This is a genomic window from Streptomyces triticagri (assembly GCF_003429565.1).
Taxonomy (GTDB): Bacteria; Actinomycetota; Actinomycetes; order Streptomycetales; family Streptomycetaceae; genus Streptomyces; species Streptomyces triticagri.
This window is the reverse complement of record NZ_QUAK01000015.1, coordinates 51,967-72,714: the sequence shown is the minus strand read 5'-3', so window position 1 is coordinate 72,714 and position 20,748 is coordinate 51,967. Positions and strand designations below refer to the sequence as shown.

At 69.1% G+C, this 20,748-nt stretch carries 15 protein-coding genes, 1 pseudogene and 2 riboswitches; of the genes and pseudogenes, 14 read left to right on the top strand and 2 right to left on the bottom strand.

Translation table 11 applies throughout. The features are described from left to right. Positions 1–5 precede the first annotated feature (5 nt). Both gcvH and gcvT read right to left on the bottom strand, forming a co-directional pair. Complete coding sequence (gene gcvH / locus DY218_RS02790) at positions 6–383, bottom strand: glycine cleavage system protein GcvH (protein WP_128554266.1); 378 nt, start codon at positions 381–383, stop codon at positions 6–8. Between the two features lie 147 nt (positions 384–530). After that, entirely contained in the window at positions 531–1,664 is a 1,134-nt protein-coding gene (gene gcvT / locus DY218_RS02785) for a glycine cleavage system aminomethyltransferase GcvT (protein ID WP_128554265.1), read from the bottom strand. A gap of 35 nt (positions 1,665–1,699) precedes the next feature. Further along, positions 1,700–1,811: riboswitch (glycine riboswitch) on the bottom strand. Beyond that, a riboswitch (glycine riboswitch) is annotated at positions 1,812–1,908 on the bottom strand. It lies immediately after the preceding riboswitch. Between the two features lie 130 nt (positions 1,909–2,038). Between gcvT and DY218_RS02780 the strand changes: the two genes are divergently transcribed. The 14 genes and pseudogenes from DY218_RS02780 to DY218_RS02715 all read left to right on the top strand — a co-directional run bounded on the left by DY218_RS02780 (position 2,039) and on the right by DY218_RS02715 (position 20,622). Continuing rightward, positions 2,039–2,713 carry an AAA family ATPase gene (locus DY218_RS02780; protein WP_233521324.1) on the top strand — a complete coding sequence of 225 codons (675 nt, stop codon included), beginning with the start codon at positions 2,039–2,041 and terminating at the stop codon, positions 2,711–2,713. 95 nt (positions 2,714–2,808) lie between these two features. Next, positions 2,809–3,657 (top strand): enhanced serine sensitivity protein SseB, encoded by an 849-nt coding sequence (locus tag DY218_RS02775; protein ID WP_128554263.1) that lies wholly within the window; start codon positions 2,809–2,811, stop codon positions 3,655–3,657. Between the two features lie 345 nt (positions 3,658–4,002). Next, on the top strand, positions 4,003–4,779 hold the full coding sequence (locus DY218_RS02770; RefSeq protein ID WP_128554262.1) for an enhanced serine sensitivity protein SseB C-terminal domain-containing protein: 777 nt from the start codon (positions 4,003–4,005) through the stop codon (positions 4,777–4,779). A 269-nt stretch (positions 4,780–5,048) separates the two neighbouring features. Next, positions 5,049–6,719, top strand: coding sequence for an ABC transporter substrate-binding protein (locus tag DY218_RS02765; RefSeq protein ID WP_128554261.1), 1,671 nt, complete (start codon positions 5,049–5,051; stop codon positions 6,717–6,719). A 91-nt stretch (positions 6,720–6,810) separates the two neighbouring features. Continuing rightward, a complete protein-coding gene (locus tag DY218_RS02760; protein WP_128554260.1) occupies positions 6,811–7,815 on the top strand; it encodes an ABC transporter permease in 1,005 nt (334 codons plus the stop codon). A gap of 1 nt (position 7,816) precedes the next feature. Beyond that, on the top strand, positions 7,817–8,782 hold the full coding sequence (locus tag DY218_RS02755) for an ABC transporter permease (protein WP_233521323.1): 966 nt from the start codon (positions 7,817–7,819) through the stop codon (positions 8,780–8,782). 6 nt (positions 8,783–8,788) lie between these two features. Further along, a complete protein-coding gene (locus tag DY218_RS02750; RefSeq protein ID WP_128554259.1) occupies positions 8,789–9,823 on the top strand; it encodes an ABC transporter ATP-binding protein in 1,035 nt (344 codons plus the stop codon). Then, positions 9,820–10,803 (top strand): annotated as a pseudogene (locus DY218_RS02745) (ABC transporter ATP-binding protein); the annotation flags it as partial. The gene DY218_RS02750 and the pseudogene DY218_RS02745, both read left to right, overlap by 4 nt. Before the next feature lie 361 nt (positions 10,804–11,164). After that, positions 11,165–12,163 (top strand): ABC transporter permease, encoded by a 999-nt coding sequence (locus DY218_RS02740; RefSeq protein WP_128554257.1) that lies wholly within the window; start codon positions 11,165–11,167, stop codon positions 12,161–12,163. A 61-nt stretch (positions 12,164–12,224) separates the two neighbouring features. Beyond that, on the top strand, positions 12,225–13,979 hold the full coding sequence (locus DY218_RS02735) for an ABC transporter substrate-binding protein (RefSeq protein WP_128554256.1): 1,755 nt from the start codon (positions 12,225–12,227) through the stop codon (positions 13,977–13,979). Positions 13,980–14,074: 95 nt separating this feature from the next. After that, positions 14,075–15,085 carry an ABC transporter permease gene (locus DY218_RS02730; protein ID WP_128554255.1) on the top strand — a complete coding sequence of 337 codons (1,011 nt, stop codon included), beginning with the start codon at positions 14,075–14,077 and terminating at the stop codon, positions 15,083–15,085. Next, positions 15,082–16,179: an ABC transporter ATP-binding protein gene (locus DY218_RS02725; RefSeq protein WP_199566601.1), complete on the top strand. Its 1,098-nt coding sequence runs from the start codon at positions 15,082–15,084 to the stop codon at positions 16,177–16,179. Before DY218_RS02730 ends, DY218_RS02725 begins: the two co-directional genes overlap by 4 nt. Positions 16,180–16,193: 14 nt before the next feature. Next, complete coding sequence (locus DY218_RS02720) at positions 16,194–17,399, top strand: ABC transporter ATP-binding protein (RefSeq protein WP_233521322.1); 1,206 nt, start codon at positions 16,194–16,196, stop codon at positions 17,397–17,399. A 223-nt stretch (positions 17,400–17,622) separates the two neighbouring features. Next, positions 17,623–20,622 carry a family 16 glycoside hydrolase gene (locus DY218_RS02715; protein WP_128554253.1) on the top strand — a complete coding sequence of 1,000 codons (3,000 nt, stop codon included), beginning with the start codon at positions 17,623–17,625 and terminating at the stop codon, positions 20,620–20,622. Positions 20,623–20,748 lie beyond the last annotated feature (126 nt).

The window sequence follows — 20,748 nt, the reverse complement described above, 5'->3', positions numbered from 1 at the left end:
TCGGCTCAGGAGCCGGAGAATTCGGTGTACTCGGCCGCCGACAGCAGGTCCGCCGGCTCCTCGGCGGTGCGCACCTTGAACAGCCAACCGCCCTCGAACGGGGCGGAGTTGACCAGCGCCGGGTCGTCCACCACGTCCTGGTTCGCCGCGACGACCTCACCGGTCACCGGCGAGTAGAGGTCGCTGACCGACTTGGTGGACTCCAGCTCGCCGCAGGTCTCGCCCGCGGTCACCGTGTCACCGACCTCGGGCAGCTGGACGTAGACCACGTCACCGAGCGCGTTCGCCGCGTGCTCCGTGATGCCGACCGTCGAGACGCCGTCCGTGGCGGCCGACAGCCACTCGTGCTCCTTGCTGTACCGCAGTTCCTGGGGATTGCTCATGGCCTGAATTCTCCTGTACGCGGGGGACTGGTGATGAACCGGAGGTGGGTGGGCGGCGTCACTGGGACACTCGCCCCGATGTCACTTACGGCGCCGGCGGACCGCAGGTCACGGGTCCCCGCCAGGAGGATCCCCGTGACCCCGTGGTCACTTCTCGCGCTTGTAGAACGGCAGCGCCACGACCTCGTACGGCTCGTGGCTGCCCCGGATGTCCACGCCGACACCCGCGGTGCCGGGCTCGGCGTGCGCGGCGTCGACGTACGCCATGGCGATCGGCTTGCCGAGGGTCGGGGACGGCGCGCCGGAGGTGACCTCGCCGATCACCTTGCCGTCGGCCACCACCTGGTACCCGGCGCGCGGCACCCGGCGGCCCTCGGCGATCAGGCCGACCAGCTTGCGCGGCGGCGCCGACTCGGCCCGCTCCGCGGCCTTCTCGAGCGCCGCCCGGCCCACGAAGGCCCCGCCGTTGGACGTCTTCTCGAACTTGACCACCCGGCCGAGCCCGGCGTCGAACGGCGTCAGGTCGGTGGACAGCTCATGCCCGTACAGCGGCATCCCGGCCTCCAGACGCAGCGTGTCCCGGCAGGACAGGCCGCACGGCACCAGGCCGCGGCCCGAGCCCGCCTCGGTCAGCGCGCTCCACACCGTCTCGGCGTGCTCCGGCGCGAGGAACAGCTCGAAGCCGTCCTCGCCGGTGTATCCGGTACGGGCGAGCAGCGCGGGCACTCCGGCCACGGTGGCGGGCAGCCCCGCGTAGTACTTCAGACCCGCGAGATCCGCGTCCGTCAGGGACTGCACGATCGCGGCCGCCTCCGGGCCCTGCACGGCGAGCAGCGCGTACGCGTCGCGGTCGTCGCGGACCTCGGCGTCGAAGCCCTCGGCGCGGGCGGTCAGGGCGTCCAGGACGGTCTGGGCGTTGGAGGCGTTGGCGACCACCATGAACTCGGGGGACTCGGCCTCGCCGAGCCGGTAGACGATCAGATCGTCCAGGATGCCGCCGTCCTCGCGGCAGATCATCGTGTACCGGGCGCGGCCGGCGGCCACCTTGCCGATGTTGCCCACCAGGGCGTGGTCGAGCAGGTCCGCGGCGGCCGGTCCGGTGACGGTGATCTCGCCCATGTGGGAGAGGTCGAAGAGGCCGGCCTTGGTGCGTACGGCGTTGTGCTCGTCGCGCTCACTGGCGTACCGCAGCGGCATGTCCCAGCCGGCGAAGTCGGTCATGGTGGCGCCGAGGCTCCGGTGTACGGAGTCGAGGGCGGTGAGGCGGGGGGCGTTGGTCATAGGTCTGGCTCCCAGGGCATGACTGGTGAGGTCGATCCTCCCCATCTGTCATCGAACCTGAGAGGTTCATCATGCCCGTCCGGAACCGGAAGCACGACTTGCACCTTGGGTGGAGCCACGCTGACGCGGCCCGCTTTTCAGATCTGCCTCGCCCGCGCGGTATCGGGGCCTGAGAGATTCAAGGGAGGTACTTGCTCCTTCGGCGCCCCAGTGCGGTCACTGGGAGCTCTCCCGCGCGGATTCAAGCGGCCGGTATGCAGTTGGCGCGGCCATCATTGCACGTCCCCCGTCCGGGTAACGCGGTTGTGCCGCATTACCGGCTCTTTACACTCGACGGAGACGAGTCACGGGACCGCAGGGGGAGGCCGGAGACGGTGCACAGTTCAGGGGCGTACGCGACGACGGGCGGGGTTCCGGTACCGGGGCAACGCGCAGTGCCTGCGCCGGAGTTGCTGTGCCGTGGACCGTTGATCAGAGATCTGCGTGCCGGAGGCCGTCCGCCCGGTGGCGAAGGCCCGCGGCGGCTGCTCTTCGGCACCGGCGACCTGGTGGTCGTCTCCGGACTGCCCGGCAGCGGCAAGAGCACGCTGATGCGGCGCTCCGTCCCCGGACCCCGTATCGACTCGCACGACACTCGTGAGCGGTTCGCCGCCCGGATGCCGCGCTTATTGCCGTACGTGCTCTACCGCCCCCTCGTCCGCCTCGCCCACTACGCCGGACTGCGGCGTGCGCTGCGCGCGGGCGAGAGCGTCGTGGTGCACGACTGCGGCAGCCAGGCCTGGGTGCGCCGCTGGCTGGCCCGCGAGGCGGCGCGGCGCGGCCGGGCCCTGCACCTGCTGCTGCTCGACGTCGACCCGGGCACCGCGCTCGCCGGACAGCGCGAGCGCGGCCGCGGCGTCTCCCGGTACGCCTTCGCCCGCCATCGCCGGGCCGTGACACGACTGCTCAGGGACGCCGAGCACGGCCGCGCCCCGGTCGGCTGCGCGGGGGTGGTCCTGCTCGACCGCCCGGCGGCCGACTCCCTGCGGACGGTGGGCTTCGCGGGGTAGGCCGCAGGTCTGGATGTCCGGTCGGCGCCCGGCGTGATCGGGCCACCCTTTAGGGTTCTTGGCGCAGACGTAGTGGTGCGAGTGGGTGGTGGCAGATGGATGTTCCGGCACACGACGGTCCCGGCGGGCCCCTGGACCAGGGCGGCCACGGCGGACTCCCGGACGGGCAGCTGCCCGGACCGGACCGGCCCGGCGGCGGCCACCCCCCGCACATCGGCTGGCCCGGCAACGAGCTGGAGGAGGTCCTCGCGGCCTCCGTCGGTGTCCCGTCCGCGGCCGGCCGGATCGTCGAGGTGCTCGGCCGCAGCCTGATCTGGATCCCGTTGCCGAACGGCGGCGGCAGGCAGAGCCGCGATCTCGACCTGCCGGCCATGGAGCTCGGCGGACAGGCCTACGTACCGGTCTTCAGCTCGCAGGCGCAGTTCCTCTCGGCCGTGGGCGGCCACATGCCGTTCGTGGTCGCGCCGGCCGTCGAGTTCGCCCGTGGCCTGCCGCCGCAGCTCGGCATCGCGGTCAACCCGGACGGCACGGTCGGCGTCCCCCTGCCGCCCGAGGCCGTCGCCGAGCTCTGTCGGTCGGGCCGTACGCCGCTCGACGGGCCGGCCAGTGGCGGGCGGGTGCGGCTGTACGAGCCGGACTGGCAGGACGATCCGGTCGACTTCCTCTCGGCGGCCGCCGAGGAGTTCGCCGCGACCGGTGTGGTCGCGACCGCGCGCCGCTGCCTGGCGTCGGTCGAGGGCGGCGACCCGGTGATGTTCGTCGGCGTGGAGCTCTCGCAGTGGGAGCCCACCGCCCGTAACCTCCCCATGGACGCCCTGGGCCGTGCACTCGGCAGGGCCCCGGCCCGCTGGCCGGTGAACCTGGTCCTGCTCGACGTGGCCCAGGACCCGGTCGGCGACTGGATGCGGGAGCGGGTCCGCCCGTTCCACCGGCAGGACGCCTGAACGACCGGCGACCGAATCGCCGGACGCCCGAATCGCCGGACGCCCGATCCGCTGTCGGCGGGGCGGCCCAGGCGCCGCTCTGCGTGTCCCGCACGGCGTCCGCGGCGCCCGGCACGCACTCTCGGCGCACCGGGCGAAGGCCCAAGTAGCTCCGCTACGAGAACCTTCGCCCGGCACACCGAGAGCACGCACCGGACACCGCGGACACCGCACAGGACACGCAGAACAGCGCCTAAGCTGGTTTCATAACCCGGGTCACTCCCGGGGGCGCAACCCGGGTCACTCCCGGGACGGGGAGTCAAGACGATTGTGTACGCGACACCATTCGAGGGGGGCCGGTCGACAGTGAGTGCGTCGGGCACGGCAGCGGCCGGCCAGGTCGAGCACATGCTGCGCCAGGTGACGCCCGGGCGGTACGACGCCTACGAGGCGCTCCTCGAGGCACTCGCAGGCGGCCAGGTCTGGATGCTGCTCTGGCACGGCCAGGCCGGCTCCCCGGACGCCCAGTACGGGAACATGGACGTGGAGGGCCTCGGCTACGCCCCCTGTGTCACCTCGGCCCAGGAGCTCGCCGCCTCCGGGTGGAACCGCGCGCACGAGGTCGCCGGCGGCATCGAGGTCGCCCGCACCCTGTTCCCCGACCACTACGGCCTCTGGCTGAATCCGCACGCCCCGGGCGGCGGCGTCGGCATCCCCTGGCTCGATCTGCGCCGGATCGCCACCGGCCTGGACAAGCTGCCCGCAGGACCGCTCCGGCTCTCCGAGCCGGCCATCGAAATCCCCCAGTTCTACGCGCAGTTGACGCAGAACGCGCACCGTACCCCGGCCGTCCGCTCGCTCCGCCGCGCCTGGGTGCAGCCCGCACTCGGCGCCCCGTACCTGGCGCTCGGCCTCGATGTATACGACACCTCGGCGGCCTCCGTCGACGCCGTACGGGCGATGATGCAGCAGTCGATCGCGGCGGTGCCGGACGGACTGCCGGTCTCCACCGTCGCGATGGGCGACGCCTACGACCCGGTCGCGATGTGGCTGCGGGCCAACTCCCGCCCGTTCTACGACCGCGAGGCGCACGCACCGGCCCCGGCCGGCGGCGGCCACGGGTACGGCTACCCGCGGGCGTAGGGCACACGCCCTGGTCCCGCTCCGGCCGCAGAGCTCTGGCGCCAAAAGTCCGAGATCCCGTCAAGTCCCTTATGGCGGGCGGGATTCGCCGCCCCCGCATCGGGGTGTGTGAGCTCCAGGTCTCGTTTATGTATCGCCGCTATCCGGACCGTTCACCCGGGTCAGCGGTCACACGTATCGTTCGGCCAGTTCCAGATCACCCTGGGGCGGCGCCGAGGCACCGCCCCCGGAAGCGCATCCTCGTGCACGGCCGAACTCTGGGGTTGGACATGCGAATACTGAAAAACCGCGCCGTGCGCGCGGCCACCGCGACGCTTGTGGCAGTCGTGGTCGCGGCAGGCTGTTCCAGTGAGCGCGGCAAGGACGACGAGGGAAACAAGTCGAAGGACACCTTCGTCTTCGCCGCGCCCGGTGACCCGGCCGCCCTCGACCCGGCACTCGCCAGCGACGGCGAGACCTTCCGCGTCACCCGGCAGTCCTTCGAGGCACTCCTCAAACACGAGTCGGGCGGATCGGACCTGACCGGCGCGCTCGCCGAGAAGTGGGACAGCAACGACAAGGGCACGGTCTGGACCTTCGACCTGCGCAAGAACGTCAAGTTCCACGACGGCGAGCCCTTCAACGCCGAGGCCGTGTGCGCCAATTACGACCACTGGTTCAACTGGACCGGCAGCTATCAGTCGAGCGCCGTCTCGTACTACTGGCAGTCCACCCTCGGCGGCTTCAAGAAGAACGAGGACAAGGAAGCGCCGAAGGCGAATTACAAGTCCTGCACGGCCAAGGACGAGAACACCGCCGTCATCGAGGTCAACGAGCCCTCCGCGAACCTGCCCGGCGGCTTCTCGCTGCAGGCCCTCGCCATCCACTCGCCCAAGGCGATCAAGGAGTACGAGAAGCAGGACGCCAAGGCCAAGGGCGACGCGATCACGTACCCCAAGTACAGCCAGGAGGCCGGCACCCTTGCCGGCACCGGACCGTACGAGATCACCGGCTGGAACAAGGGCAACAAGGAGGTCAGCCTCAAGCGCTTCGACGGCTACTGGGGCAAGAAGGGCGGCGTCGAGAAGCTGGTCTTCCGGACCATCGACACCGAGGACGGCCGCCGGCAGGCCCTGCAGGCGGGCGACATCGACGGCTACGACCTGGTCGCACCCGCCGATGTGGACACCCTCGAGAAGGAGGGCTTCCAGGTGCCGACGCGTGACGTGTTCAACGTCCTCTACCTCGGGATGGCCCAGGGCAAGCACAAGGCCCTGAAGAAGCCCGAGGTCAGGCAGGCCATCGCGCACGCCGTGGACCGCGAGAACCTGGTCAAGACCCAGCTGCCCGAGGGCGGCAAGGTCGCCACCCAGTTCATGCCGGAGACGGTCGAGGGCTACTCGGACAAGGTCAAGAAGTACGAGTTCGACACCGCCAAGGCCAAGAAGCTCCTCTCCGGCGCGGGAGAGACCGGCCTGAAGATCGAGTTCTGCTACCCGACCGAGGTCACCCGTCCGTACATGCCGGCCCCGCAGGACATCTTCGAGTCCGTGAAGTCCGACCTGGACAAGGCCGGCATCAAGGTGACCCCGAAGCCCCTGAAGTGGGCCCCCGACTACACCGACGCGGTCGAGGCCGGCTCCTGCGCCCTGCACATGCTCGGCTGGACCGGCGACTTCAACGACGGGTTCAACTTCATCGGCACCTGGTTCGCCGGATACGACAAGCAGTGGGGCTTCAAGAACGAGAAGGTCTTCGACGCGGTGAACGCCGGGTCCAAGGAGGCCGACCCCGCCGCGCGCACCAAGGCGTACGAGAAGGCCAACGAGGTGATCATGGACTATCTGCCGGGTCTCCCGCTGACCTCGTCCCCGCCGGCCATCGCCTTCGCCAAGGACGTGAACCCGCCCGAGGTCTCCCCGCTCACCCAGGAGAACTTCGGCGAGGTCACCTTCAAGTAGCAGGCAGCCGAGCGCCATCGCGCCGGGCGGGCGGCTCCCACCGGAGCCGCCCGTCCCGCCCGCCCGACCACCTTGAAAGGGGCACACGGGGGTGTTGCGACTTGTCGTACGACGGCTGCTGCAGCTGATACCCACCCTGCTCGGCCTGTCGGTCCTGCTGTTCCTCTGGCTGAACCGGCTTCCCGGCGGACCGGCTTCCGCGATCCTCGGAGAGCGGGCGACCGAAGCCGAAGTCGCCCGGATCAACCGCCTGCTCGGCCTCGACGAGCCGGTGTGGATCCAGTACTGGCGCTTCCTGAAGCGCATCGCCCAACTCGACCTCGGCACCTCGGTGCGGACCGGACAGCCGGTCTGGGACGAGTTCACCCTGCGCTTCCCTGCGACCGTCGAACTCGCCGTCGCGGCCATCCTCATCGCCGTCGTGGTGGGCGTGCCGCTCGGCTACTTCGCCGCCCGGCGGCGCGGCGGCTGGCTGGACGTGACCAGCGTGTCCGGCTCACTGCTCGGGATCTGCATCCCGGTGTTCTTCCTGGCGCTCGTGCTCAAGGGCATCTTCGCCGTGAACCTCGGTCTCTTCCCGAGCTACGGCCGCCAGTCCACCGGCATCGACGCCACCGACGTGACCGGATTCGCCGTGCTCGACGGCGTACTGACCGGTGAATTCGACGCCTCCTGGGACGCGTTGATGCATCTCGTGCTGCCCGCGATCACCCTCGCCTCCATCCCGCTCGCCGTGATCGTACGGATGACCAGGGCGAGCGTCCTCGAGGTGCTCGGCGAGGACTATGTCCGTACCGCCGAGGCCAAGGGGCTCAGGAGCAGCGTGGTGCGCGGACGACACGTCCTGCGCAACGCGCTCCTGCCGGTGATCACCGCGGTCGGTCTGCTGACCGGCAGCCTGCTCTCCGGGGCCGTCCTCACCGAGTCCGTCTTCGCCTTCGGCGGCATCGGCTCCTTCATCAGACAGGCGATCGACGGCCGGGACTATCCGGTGCTCGTCGGTTTCATCATGTTCATCGCGATGCTCTACGTGCTCATCAACCTGGTCGTCGACCTGGCGTACAGCCTCATCGATCCGAGAGTGCGGGTGCATTGACATGAAGCCCCCGATGACGAAGGCGGCCAAGGCCGACCGGCTCGCCGAACTGATGGCCAGGCGCGGCGGGGACGAGGGCGGGGCAGGGCTGTGGACCGAGGCACTGCGGCGGCTCAGGCGCAGCAAGATGGCCCTCATCGGTGCCGCGATCATCGCCGTGTTCCTGCTGCTGGCGATCGTCGGCCCCTGGGTCGCGCCGCACGGGCCGACCGCGCAGATCTGGCGCGGCGAAGTCTTCCCCAACCAGGGCCGGTTCGTCGGCCCGCGCTCGGGGAACTGGCTCGGCCTCGACCACCTCGGCCGCGACGAGCTCTCCCGGATGCTGATCGGCGCCCGCCAGACGCTCCTGGTCGGTGTCGTCTCGATGCTGATCGGCCTGGTGGTCGGTGCCCTGGTGGGCGCCGTCTCGGGCGCCGCGGCGACCCTCGGCGGCGCCGCGGGCAAGCGCGTCGACACCGTCGTCATGCGGATCACCGACATGATGCTGGCGCTGCCCTCGCTGCTGCTCGCCGTGTCCATCGCGGCCGTCATGGGCCAGTCCCTGACCACCGTGATGATCGCCGTGGGCGTGGTGCAGATCCCGATCTTCGCCCGTCTGCTGCGCGGCTCCATGCTGGGCCAGGGCGGCCGCGACTACGTACTGGCCGCCAAGTCCCTGGGCGTACGCAGACGCCGCATCGTCCTCACCCAGATCCTGCCGAACTCGGTGAGCCCGGTGATCGTGCAGGCCACCCTCAGCCTGGCCACCGCGATCATCGAGGCGGCCGCGCTGTCCTATCTGGGGCTCGGCAACCCCGACCCGGCCGTGCCCGAATGGGGCGTGATGCTCTCCCAGGCGCAGCGCTTCTTCGACAACGCGCCGATGATGTCGGTGTATCCGGCGCTCGGCATCGTCATCACCGCCCTCGGCTTCACCCTGCTCGGTGAGGCCATGCGCGAAGCCCTCGACCCCCGGCTGCGAGGCTGAACCGCCATGCCACTGCTCAGTGTCGACGACCTCACGGTCACCTTCCGCGGCGGACACGGACGCCCGCCGACCCGAGCGGTCGACGGGGTCTCCTTCCAGGTCGACGCCGGACGCGTCACGGGCCTGGTCGGCGAGTCCGGCTGCGGGAAGTCCGTGACCGCGCTCGCCCTCATGGGGCTGCTGCCCGGCAAGGGCGTGGACCGGGGCGGCAGCGCCGTGCTCGATGTGGGCGCGGGCAGCGAGTTCGTCGCCTCGGGACCCGTCGATCTGCTCGGGCTCGGGCCCGGTGCGCTGCGCGATCTGCGCGGCAGCCGGATCGCGATGATCTTCCAGGACCCGCTGTCGTCCCTGAACCCGGTCGTGCCGATCGGCGTCCAGGTCACCGAGATCCTGGAGCGCCACCGCGGTCTGCGCGGCGCCCCGGCCCGCAAGGAGGCCGCCGACCTCCTGGACCGGGTGGGCATCCCCGACCCCACCCGGCGCCTCAAGGAGTACCCGCATCAGCTCTCCGGCGGCATGCGCCAGCGCGCCCTGATCGCCATGGCGGTGGCCTGTGCGCCGCGGCTGCTGATCGCCGACGAGCCGACCACGGCGCTCGACGTGACGATCCAGGCGCAGATCCTGGAACTCCTCAAGGAGCTCGTCGACCAGGAGGGCACCGCGCTGCTGATGATCACCCACGACCTGGGTGTGGTCGCCGGACTGTGCGAACAGGTCAACGTCCTCTACGCGGGCCGGGTCGTCGAATCCGCGGGCCGCCGCGAGCTGTTCGCGCACCCCACCCACCCGTACGCGCACGGACTGCTCGGCTCGATCCCGCGCCTGGACGCGCCGCGGGGCGATCCGCTGCATCCGATCCGCGGCTCGATCAACGACCGCATCGCCTGGCAGGACGGCTGCGCCTTCGCACCCCGCTGCGACTTCTACGACGAGGAGTGCCTCGAGGGCCCGCCCGCGCTGACCGAACCACGGCGGCCGGACCACCGGGTGCGCTGTGTGCACCCGGTCCTGGACACCACGGCCGAGGAGGTCACGGCGTGAGCCTGCTCGAACTGCGCGATGTGAAGGTCCACTTCCCGGTCCGCGCCGGGATCGTCACGAACCGCACCGTCGGCCATGTCTACGCCGTCGACGGAGTGTCCCTGTCCGTCGAGGCCGGCCGCACCTACGGCCTGGTCGGCGAGTCCGGCTGCGGCAAGACCACACTCGGCCGTGCGGTCCTGCGCCTGGTCGATGTGACCGCGGGCGAGGTCGTCCTGGACGGTACGGATCTGGCCACCCTGCCGGCCGAGGAGATGCGCCGCTTCCGGCGCCGTCTGCAGATGGTCTTCCAAGACCCGCTCGGCAGTCTCAACCCACGCCAGAACATCGAGTCGATCCTCGCCGAGGGCATGACCGCGCACGGCATCGGCACCTCGAACGAGGACCGGCACCGACGCATTCTGGCCATCCTCGACAAGGTGGGCCTGCCGGCCAACGCGCTGTCCCGCTATCCGCACGAATTCTCCGGCGGCCAGCGCCAGCGCATCGGCATCGCCCGCGCCCTGGTCCTCGAACCGGACGTGCTGATCTGCGACGAACCGGTCTCCGCGCTCGATGTGTCGATCCAGGCCCAGGTGGTCAACCTGCTGGAGGAACTGCAGGACTCGATGGGCCTGACGTACGTCGTCATCGCGCACGATCTGGCGGTGGTCCGGCACATCTCGGACGTGGTCGGCGTGATGTACCTCGGCTCCCTCGTCGAGGAGGCGCCCAGCGACGTGCTCTACGCCGCCCCCAGGCACCCGTACACCCGGGCCCTGATGTCCGCCGTGCCGATCCCCGATCCGGACGTCGAGGACAGCCGTGAGCGGATCCTGCTCACCGGCGATCTGCCCTCCCCGGCGAACCCGCCGGCCGGGTGCCGGTTCCACACCCGCTGCCCGTGGAAACGGGAGACCAGATGTGCCACCGAGCGGCCCGAGATGCGGGAGTTGGCCGACGGCCACCGGGTGGCGTGCCACTTCGCGGAGGAGATCGCGCAGGAGTCACCGGGGGAGATCACGGACGGGAACCGTGAGAACCTCGCGAAGAGTCCGCGGGCGTGACGTGTCGCCTGTCCATTCCGGTACCTCTGGGACCGATGTGGTACCTATGGTCCCGGACTGACAGGGTCGGGTACCAACTGCCCCGTGTCCGACCCTCGTTCACCCGAGTCCGGATAACGGAACCCCCCAGACAGCATCACGGTTGCGCATCCTTTCCCCGGGGGGACTGGCGGGTGATCGCGGGGCCGTTGAAGACTCCCGGCAGACACGGGCTTCGGTCCTGTGTACGAGAACCGAGCCGTTACAGCGGCGGGCGTGGGCCGACCACAGTCGGCCGAGAGGGGTCAATCGCACCGTGACCGCACCGATCGAGACCACCGGCGCGGAAGCCGAGGCGCAGCCGGAGGCTGTGCTGGTCGGGGTCAAGAAGAGCCAGATCGAGGGGCGTTCCCTCGGCCAGATCGCCTGGATGCGCTTCAAGCGCGACAAGGCGGCCATGGCCGGAGGCATCGTTGTCGCGCTCCTGATCCTGATGGCCATCCTGTCCCGGCCCATCCAGTGGCTGTTCGACCTGGACCCCAACAAGCTGAACCAGAATCTGGTCGACCCCACCCTGCGGGCGCCCTACGGCGGCTGGGGAGGCATGAGCTGGGACCACCCGCTCGGTGTCGACCCGGGCTTCGGCCGCGACCTGCTCGCGCGCATCATCGAGGGCTCCTGGGTCTCGCTCGTGGTCGCGGTGGGAGCCACGCTGCTCTCCGTGACCATCGGCGTGATCATGGGCGTCGTCGCCGGGTACTACGGCGGCTGGGTCGACTCGCTGGTCAGCCGGATGATGGACACCTTCCTGGCCTTCCCGCTGCTGCTGTTCGCGATCTCCCTGTCCGCCTCCGTGCAGGACGGCTTCTGGGGGATCACCGGGCTTCCGCTGCGGATCGGCGTGCTGATCTTCGTCATCGGGTTCTTCAACTGGCCCTACATGGGCCGGATCGTGCGGGCCCAGACGCTGAGCCTCAGGGAGCGCGAGTTCGTGGAGGCCTCCCGGAGTCTGGGCGCCCGCGGACCGTTCATCATCTTCCGCGAGCTGCTGCCCAACCTGGTGGCGCCGATCCTCGTGTACTCCACACTGCTGATCCCGACCAACATTCTCTTCGAGGCCGCCCTGAGCTTCCTCGGTGTCGGCATCGCCCCGCCCCAGGCTTCCTGGGGAGGCATGCTCACCGAAGCGGCCGACCAGTACGAGGTCGACCTGCAGTTCATGTTCGTGCCAGGCCTGGCGATCTTCATTACCGTGCTGGCATTCAATCTGCTGGGTGACGGGCTGCGTGACGCACTCGATCCCCGCAGCAAGTAACAACGGACGGCCGACCTTGAGCACCGTGCCGTACCCATCTACCAAGGGGGCTTTCCTCAGGATGAAGACCAAGAAAGCGACAGCCGCCCTGGCGTCAGCCATCGTGCTGGCGCTCGGAGCGTCGGCGTGCGGCGGCGGCGGAAGCAGCAAGGACGGCAGCGACGGTGGCGGCGGCGTCGCCGATGCCGCACTGAAGTCCATCGTCAACAAGTCCGACAAGAAGGGCGGCACCGCCACCTTCGAGCACTCGGACGTCCCGGACTCGCTCGACCCGGGCAACACCTACTACGGGTGGGTGCAGAACTTCTCGCGCCTGTACGGCCGTTCGCTCACCGCGTTCAAGCCGGCCGCGGGCTCCGAGGGCCTCGAGGTCGTGCCCGACCTCGCCGAGGACCTCGGCAAGCCGAGCAAGGACGCCAAGACCTGGACGTACAAGCTCAAGAAGGGCGTCAAGTATGAGGACGGCACGGAGGTGACCGCCAAGGACGTCAAGCACGCGATCCTGCGGTCCAACTTCGCGCCCGAGGCCCTCTCGAACGGCCCGACGTACTTCAAGGCCTACCTGGAGGGTGGCGACAAGTACAAGGGTCCGTACAAGGACAAGGGCAAGGACCTCAAGTCCATCGAGACCCCGGACGACCACACGATCGTCTTCCACCTCGCCAAGCCCTTCGCGGACTTCGACTACCTGGCGACCTTCTCGCAGACGGCCCCCGTGCCGGCGGCGAAGGACAAGGGCGCCGAGTACGTGAAGAACATCGTGTCCTCGGGCCCGTACAAGTTCGAGTCCTACAACGAGGGCCGCAGCGCCACCCTGGTGCGCAACCCCGAGTGGGACGCGAAGGCCGACAAGCTGCGCCCGGCCCTGCCGGACAAGATCACCATCAAGTTCAAGGTCAACCCGACCACGGTCGACCAGCACCTGATGAACAACCAGATCACCATGGACGCGGCCGGCACCGGTCTGCAGACCAAGACCCAGCCGAAGGTCCTCACCAAGAAGGCCGAGCGCGACAAGACGGACAACCCCTACGCGGGCGCCCTGTCGTACCTCGCGATGTCGACCAAGGTGAAGCCGTTCGACAACATCGAGTGCCGCAAGGCCGTCCAGTACGCGACGGACAAGGTCTCGATCCAGCAGGCGCTCGGTGGCGACACCAAGGGTGACGTGGCCAGCACCATGCTGCCGCCCACGGTGAACGGCTACACCAAGTTCGACACGTACAAGACCCCGGGCAACAAGGGCGACGTGGCCAAGGCCAAGGCGTCCCTGAAGAAGTGCGGCAAGCCGAACGGCTTCTCGACCAACCTGACCGCCCGCTCCGACCGCCCCGACGAGATCGCCATGGCGACCGCGCTGAAGGCGTCCCTGGAGAAGGTCGGCATCAAGGCCGAGATCAAGCAGTTCCCGTCGGGCAAGTACTTCGGAAACTTCGCCGGTAACCCGAGCTACGTGCACGAGCACAACCTCGGCCTGATGATGATGGCCTGGGGCGCCGACTGGCCGACCGGCTTCGGCTTCCTGGACCAGATCGTCAACGGTTCGGCGATCAAGCCCTCCGGTGGCAACAACCTGATGGAGCTGGACGACCCGAAGGTCAACCAGGCCCTCGCGGACGGCATCGCCATGACGGACGACGACGAGCGCACCAAGAAGTGGGGCGAGGTCGACAAGCTGGTCATGGACACCGCCACCACCGTGCCGCTGATCTACCGCAAGAACCTGCTCTACCGGCCGGACCAGGCGACCAATGTCACGGTCACCCAGGCCTACCTCGGAATGTACGACTACGTGCTGGTCGGAACCTCCAAGTAGCCCCGTCCGCCAAGCAATTCTGAAAGGCAGGTGAAGGCTCCGGTGTCCGCCGGACCGGGCGACCCCCGGTCCGGCGGCCCCGGCGCCGATCGGCTGTGACTGCGTACATCATCCGACGCGTGATCGCCGCGATAATGCTGTTGCTGGTGGTCAGCGCAGTCACCTTCGCGATCTTCTTCCTGGTTCCACGGATCGGCGGGCAGACCGTCGACCAACTGGCCGTCCAGTACGTCGGCAAGGACGCCAACCCCGAATCCGTGGCCGCGGTCAAGAAGAACCTGGGCCTCGACCAGCCCCTCCTGGTCCAGTACTACGACTTCGTCAAGGCGATCGTGGTGGGCGCGAACTACCAGTTCGGCCCCGACCCGGTCACCTGCAACGCCCCGTGCTTCGGCTACTCCTTCAAGACGCACGTCGAGGTGTGGCCCGAGATCACCCAGCGCATCCCGGTGACCCTGTCCCTCGCGGTCGGTGCGGCCGTCCTGTGGCTCGTCTCCGGTGTCACCATCGGCGTCATCTCCGCCCTCAAGCGGGGCAGCATCGTCGACCGACTCTCCATGACCGTCGCCCTGCTCGGCGTCTCGCTGCCGATCTTCTTCACCGGTCTGCTGGGGCTCGCGCTCTTCACCTCGCAATGGCCCATCTGGGACACCATCGAGTTCGTACCGTTCTCGGAGAGTCCGGGGGAATGGGCGTGGAACCTGCTGCTGCCCTGGGCCAGCCTCGCCTTCCTCTATTCGGCGCTCTACGCACGGCTCACCCGTGCGGGCATGCTGGAGACGATGAGCGAGGACTACATCCGCACCGCCCGCGCCAAGGGGCTCAGAGAGTCCAAGGTGGTCACCAAGCACGGGCTGCGCGCCGCGCTCACCCCGATCGTGACCATCTTCGGCATGGACTTCGGTCTGATGCTGGGCGGCGCGGTCCTGACCGAGTCGGTGTTCTCCTTCCAGGGCATGGGCGCCTACGCCGTGCAGGCCGTGCGGGAGAGCGATCTGCCCATCGTGATGGGCGTGACCCTGACCGCCGCCTTCTTCATCGTCTTCTGCAATCTGATCGTGGACCTGGTGTACGCGGCCATCGACCCCAGGGTGAGGTACTCGTGAGCGACCTGGACAAGAAGCAGAGCGCGCCGGAATCTGCGGCTGTCTCGGAGCCCACGGCGCTCGTGCCCGGTACCGCCGAGGAGACCTTCCTCTCGGTACGGGACCTCAAGATCCACTTCGACACCGACGACGGTCTGGTCAAGTCCGTCGACGGCGTCTCCTTCGACGTACGCCGCGGCAAGACCCTCGGCATCGTCGGTGAGTCCGGCTCCGGCAAGTCGGTCACCTCGCTCGGCATCATGGGCCTGCACCAGAAGGCCAAGGTGTCCGGCGAGGTCTGGCTGGACGGCGAGAACCTCGTCACCGCCGACCCCGACCACGTACGCCGGCTGCGCGGCCGCAAGATGGCGATGATCTTCCAGGATCCGCTGTCGGCCCTGCACCCGTACTACACGGTGGGCGCGCAGATCACCGAGGCGTACCGGGTGCACCATCCGGTCGGCAAGAAGGAGGCCAAGGCCCGGGCCGTCGAGATGCTCGACCGGGTCGGCATCCCCGAGCCGGCCAAGCGCTTCAGCAGCTATCCGCACGAATTCTCCGGCGGTATGCGCCAGCGCGCGATGATCGCGATGTCCCTGGTCAACAACCCGGAACTGCTGATCGCGGACGAGCCGACCACCGCGCTCGACGTGACCGTGCAGGCGCAGATCCTGGACCTGATCCGGGATCTGCAGAAGGAGTTCGGCTCCGCGGTCATCATGATCACCCACGACCTGGGCGTGGTCGCCGAGATGGCCGACGACCTGCTTGTCATGTACGGCGGGCGCTGCGTCGAACGAGGCAGCGCCGAGAAGGTCTTCTACGAGCCGCAGCACCCCTACACCTGGGGCCTGCTCGGCTCGATGCCGCGGATCGACCGCGAGGAGACGGACCGGCTCATCCCGGTCAAGGGCTCCCCGCCCAGCCTCATCAACGTCCCCGACGGCTGTGCCTTCAACCCGCGATGCCCCTACGCCGACGTCCCCAAGGACAACCTGACGCGTACGGTCCGCCCGGAACTCCGCGAGGTCGGCAGCGGACACTTCTCCGCCTGCCACATGTCGCAGGAGGAGCGGACGCGGATCTGGACCGAAGAGATTGCGCCGAAACTGTGAGTGAGACTACGGACGTGACCACACCGGACCAGACCGCAAACAAGCCGGGCAGCTCGGCCGAGCCGCTGCTCAGGGTCGACAACCTGGTCAAGCACTTCCCCATCAAGAAGGGCCTGCTCCAGCGGCAGGTCGGGGCGGTGAAGGCGGTCGACGGACTGAGCTTCGAGGTACGCCCGGGGGAAACCCTCGGCGTCGTCGGTGAGTCCGGCTGCGGCAAGTCGACCATGGGCCGGCTGATCACCCGGCTGCTCGAACCGACCGGCGGCAAGGTCGAGTTCGAGGGCCACGACATCACCCATCTGAACGTCGGCAAGATGCGGCCGCTGCGCCGCGACGTCCAGATGATCTTCCAGGACCCGTACTCCTCGCTGAACCCGCGGCACACCATCGGCACCATCGTGAGTGCGCCGTTCCGGCTGCAGGGGGTCCAGCCCGAGGGCGGCGTCAAGAAGACCGTCCAGGAGCTGCTCGCCCTGGTGGGCCTCAATCCCGAGCACTACAACCGCTATCCGCACGAATTCTCCGGCGGCCAGCGCCAGCGCATCGGCATCGCCCGTGCGCTCGCGCTCAAGCCGAAGCTGGTCGTCGCGGACGAGCCGGTCTCGGCGCTCGACGTGTCCATCCAGGCGCAGGTGGTCAACCTCCTCGACGACCTGCAGGACGAGCTCGGCCTGACGTATGTGATCATCGCGCACGACCTGTCGGTGATCCGGCACGTGTCGGACCGGATCGCGGTCATGTACCTCGGCAAGATCGTGGAGTTGGCGGACCGCAAGGACCTCTACACCAAGCCGATGCACCCGTACACCAAGGCGCTGCTCTCCGCGGTGCCGGTGCCGGACCCGGCGCGGCGCGGGGCCAAGAACGACCGCATCCTGCTCCGCGGCGACGTGCCCTCGCCGATCTCGCCGCCGAGCGGCTGCCGCTTCCACACCCGGTGCTGGAAGGCGACCGAGATCTGCACGACCAAGGAGCCGCCGCTGCTGCAGCTCGGCACCGGTCACCAGGTCGCCTGCCACCACCCGGAGAACGCCGACGACCAGGCGCCGCAGGACACCGTGCTGCTGACCGCGGCGGTGGCGGCGGCGGAGGTCGCGGGCGTCGAGGTGCCTGCGGACAAGGAGCCGGCCGCCGCGGCGGACTCATCGGCCGCCGCTGCGGCTCCGGCCGCATCCGAGGGCGCCAAGACCTCGAAGAGTGACGAGGACGGCGCCGAGTAGCGACCGACTTCCGGAACGTCGAACGCCGGGCGGGCCCCAACTCCGGGGCCCGCCCGTCGTTTTGACGTACCGCCAGGACTTTGAACTCATTGATGACAAAGTCTGGACGGGCGCGGTCGAAGTCTCCTAGCGTGTGCGCCGCAACAGTTCGGAGTTTCGCGCGCACGGACCCCGGTTCGACCCGAGTCGGGGACGCCCCCGGGGCCCTTCCGCTGGAGGAGACTTGAGCTCACGACTGTTCCCACGCGGCCGGAGACGGCTCGTCACGCTGCTCGCCGCCGCGGTCGCCGCCGGCGGCCTCGCGTTCACCACGCCCACGCCGGCCCAGGCGGAGGACCTGCCGCCGCAGGAACCCGGCGTCACGCTGCGCGTCTTCGACGTCCAGACGCCCCTGGAGAAGATCTGCACCCTCAAGCAGGGCCAGACGCCGAACGTCGACGAGCTCAAGCCGAACATCGACTGGTCGACACCCGAGGACTTCGGCGGCATCAGTGACAAGTTCGTCGCGCACGCACTCGGCAACATCAACGCCCCGGCGGACGGTTCGTACGACTTCCGGTTGACCAGCGACGACGGCTCCCGGCTCTACATCGACGACGAGCTGGTCGTCGACCACGACGGAGTGCACGGGGCCGACGATCCCAAGGACGGCACGGTCGAGCTGACCGAGGGCCCGCACTCGCTGCGCATCGAGTACTTCGACAAGGACGGCGACCAGCAGCTCACCCTGGGCTGGAAGCCGCCGGGCGCCGACGACTTCGCCGTCGTACCGGACGAGGCCCTGACCACCGACGCCGACGTCGTACGGGTCACCGCGCCCGGCCGGAAGGAGTGCGAGGACAGCACGGACACCCCCGGCGACGGACTGCCGCTGACCGAGGTCCGCCCGGACCACAAGCTGACCGATCTGCGGCCGGAGGGCTTCGAGCCGCAGGTCACCGGCATGGACTGGATGCCCGACGGCCGGATGGCCATCAGTACCTGGGGCGGCACCGACAACATCGAGGGCGAGGTCTACCTCCTCGACAACGTCACCGGCGACACCGGACCCGACAAGGTGAAGGCGACCAAGGTCGCCGAGGGTCTGCGCGAGCCGATGGGCCTCAAGGTCGTGGACGGCAAGATCTACGTCTCGCAGAAGCACGAGCTGACCGAGCTCGGGGACAGCGACGGCGACGGTGTGATGGAGGACTACAAGACCATCGCCACCTGGCCGTACGGCGAGAACTTCCATGAGTTCGCCTTCGGACTGCTCTACGAGGACGGCGACTTCTACCTCAATCTGTCCGTGGCCATCGACCTCGGCGGCGCCACCACCGACCCGCAGCCCGCGCCGGACCGCGGCGCCACGATCAAGGTCAACAAGGAGACGGGCAAGGTCAGTTGGGTCGCCGGCGGGCTGCGCACCCCCAACGGCATCGGCAAGGGCCCGGACGGCGAGCTCTTCGCCACCGACAACCAGGGCGGCTGGCTGCCCTCGTCGAAGCTGGTGCACGTCAAGCAGGACCGCTTCTTCAACCACTACACCAACCCCGCCGGGCCGTTCGACGACCAGCCCGTGACCGAGCCGGTGCTCTGGCTGCCGCAGAACGAGATCGCCAACTCGCCCAGCAATCCGATCCAGTTGGACGAGGGCCCGTTCGCCGGGCAGATGCTGTTCGGCGACGTCACGTACGGCGGGATCCAGCGCGGCTATCTGGAGAAGGTCGACGGCGAGTACCAGGGCGCGGTCTTCCGCTTCACCCAGGGCCTGGAGGCCGGCGTCAACCGGATCAGCAAGGGACCGGACGGCGCGATCTACGCCGGCGGACTCGGCGCCGACGGCAACTGGGGCCAGGAGGGCAAGCTCAAGCACGGTCTGCAGAAGCTCTCCCCGAACGGCGAGAACGCCTTCGACATCGTCGCCATGCGCCACAAGGAGGGCGGCTTCGAGCTCGAGTACACCCAGCCGCTCTCCGACGAGACGGTGGAGAAGCTGGCGGAGAAGTACACCGTCGAGCAGTGGGGCTACACCCCGACCTCGGACTACGGCGGCCCGAAGATCGACGAGGAGACCCTGAAGGTCAGCTCGGCGAAGCTCTCCGACGACCGCAAGAAGGTCACGCTCGCCGTGGACGGCCTGAAGCCGAAGCGGGTCGTGCATGTCCGCTCGCCGCAGCCGTTCAGCTCTGCGGAAGGCGAGAAGCTCTGGTCCACCGAGGCCTGGTACACGCTCAATTCGATGCTCGGCGAGCAGCCGAAGAGCAACCAGTACGAGGCCGAGGAGGCCCGGCTGACCGGGTCCGCGGGCGTCGACACCGAGCACGCGGGCTACTCGGGAAGCGGGTTCGTGGACGGATTCGGCGAGGAGGGCGCCTCCGCGACCTTCGACGTACAGGCCGACGAGGCCGGTACGTACGACGTGGCGCTGCGCTACGCCAACGGCGGGTATCCGGAGAAGGGCACCAAGTCCCTGTCCGTGTACGTCAACGGCGAGAAGGCGACCCAGTCGAAACTGCCGGACACCGGCGAGTGGTCCGGCTGGTCCTCCGAGACCGAGGCGCTCGAGCTGCGCAAGGGCGCCAACACGGTGACGTACCGCTACGACGCCGGGGACACCGGCCACGTCAACCTCGACATGATCTCCGTCAATCCGCAGGGCGCCCCGATCCAGCTCTTCGACGGGGCGGCGAGCCTCGCCAACTGGCAGCATCCGAACGGGGATGCGCCGTCCTGGCCGGTGACGGACGACGTGATCGAGGTCGACGAGGGCGATCTGCGGACCAAGCAGAGCTTCCGCGACTTCAAGCTGCACGTGGAGTTCTGGCTGCCGAATCTCCCGGACGACGTCACCGGTCAGGACCGCGCCAACAGCGGCATCTACATCCAGGAGCGCTACGAGATCCAGATCCTGGACTCCTACGGCAAGGAGAACCCGGCCGACGACGACGCGGGAGCCATCTATCAGCAGAAGCCACCGGACGTGAACGCGGCCACGGCGCCGGAGACCTGGCAGTCGTACGACATCGTCTTCAAGGGCGCCCGCTTCGACGAGGAGGGCAACAAGACCGAGGACGCCCGGGTCAGCGTCGTGTGGAACGGCGAACAGATCCACGACGACGTCGCCATCGACGGCCCGACCGGGAACGGGGCACCGGAGGGCCCGGCAGCCGGAGCGATCAAGCTGCAGGACCACGACAACAAGGTCCGCTTCCGGAACGTCCGGATCGAGCCACTGGACTGACCCCTGCGCGGGGTGTGCCCCTCCCGACCGGCACGCCCCGCCCCGCGCCCGCCGCACGGCCGACTTCCCCCTCGGGGGCGGCTCCCCCCCCCGTGGCCGTGCGCCGGGCGCGGGCGGTTCTGGGCG

Excerpts from the sequence above, each read along its gene's own strand:
- DY218_RS02750 (WP_128554259.1), top strand. The coding sequence starts at position 8,789 with ATGCCACTGCTCAGTGTCGACGACCTCACGGTCACCTTCCGCGGCGGA.
- DY218_RS02735 (WP_128554256.1), top strand. The coding sequence starts at position 12,225 with ATGAAGACCAAGAAAGCGACAGCCGCCCTGGCGTCAGCCATCGTGCTG.
- DY218_RS02765 (WP_128554261.1), top strand. The coding sequence starts at position 5,049 with ATGCGAATACTGAAAAACCGCGCCGTGCGCGCGGCCACCGCGACGCTT.
- gcvT (WP_128554265.1), bottom strand. The coding sequence starts at position 1,664 with ATGACCAACGCCCCCCGCCTCACCGCCCTCGACTCCGTACACCGGAGC.
- DY218_RS02755 (WP_233521323.1), top strand. The coding sequence starts at position 7,817 with ATGAAGCCCCCGATGACGAAGGCGGCCAAGGCCGACCGGCTCGCCGAA.
- DY218_RS02775 (WP_128554263.1), top strand. The coding sequence starts at position 2,809 with ATGGATGTTCCGGCACACGACGGTCCCGGCGGGCCCCTGGACCAGGGC.
- gcvH (WP_128554266.1), bottom strand. The coding sequence starts at position 383 with ATGAGCAATCCCCAGGAACTGCGGTACAGCAAGGAGCACGAGTGGCTG.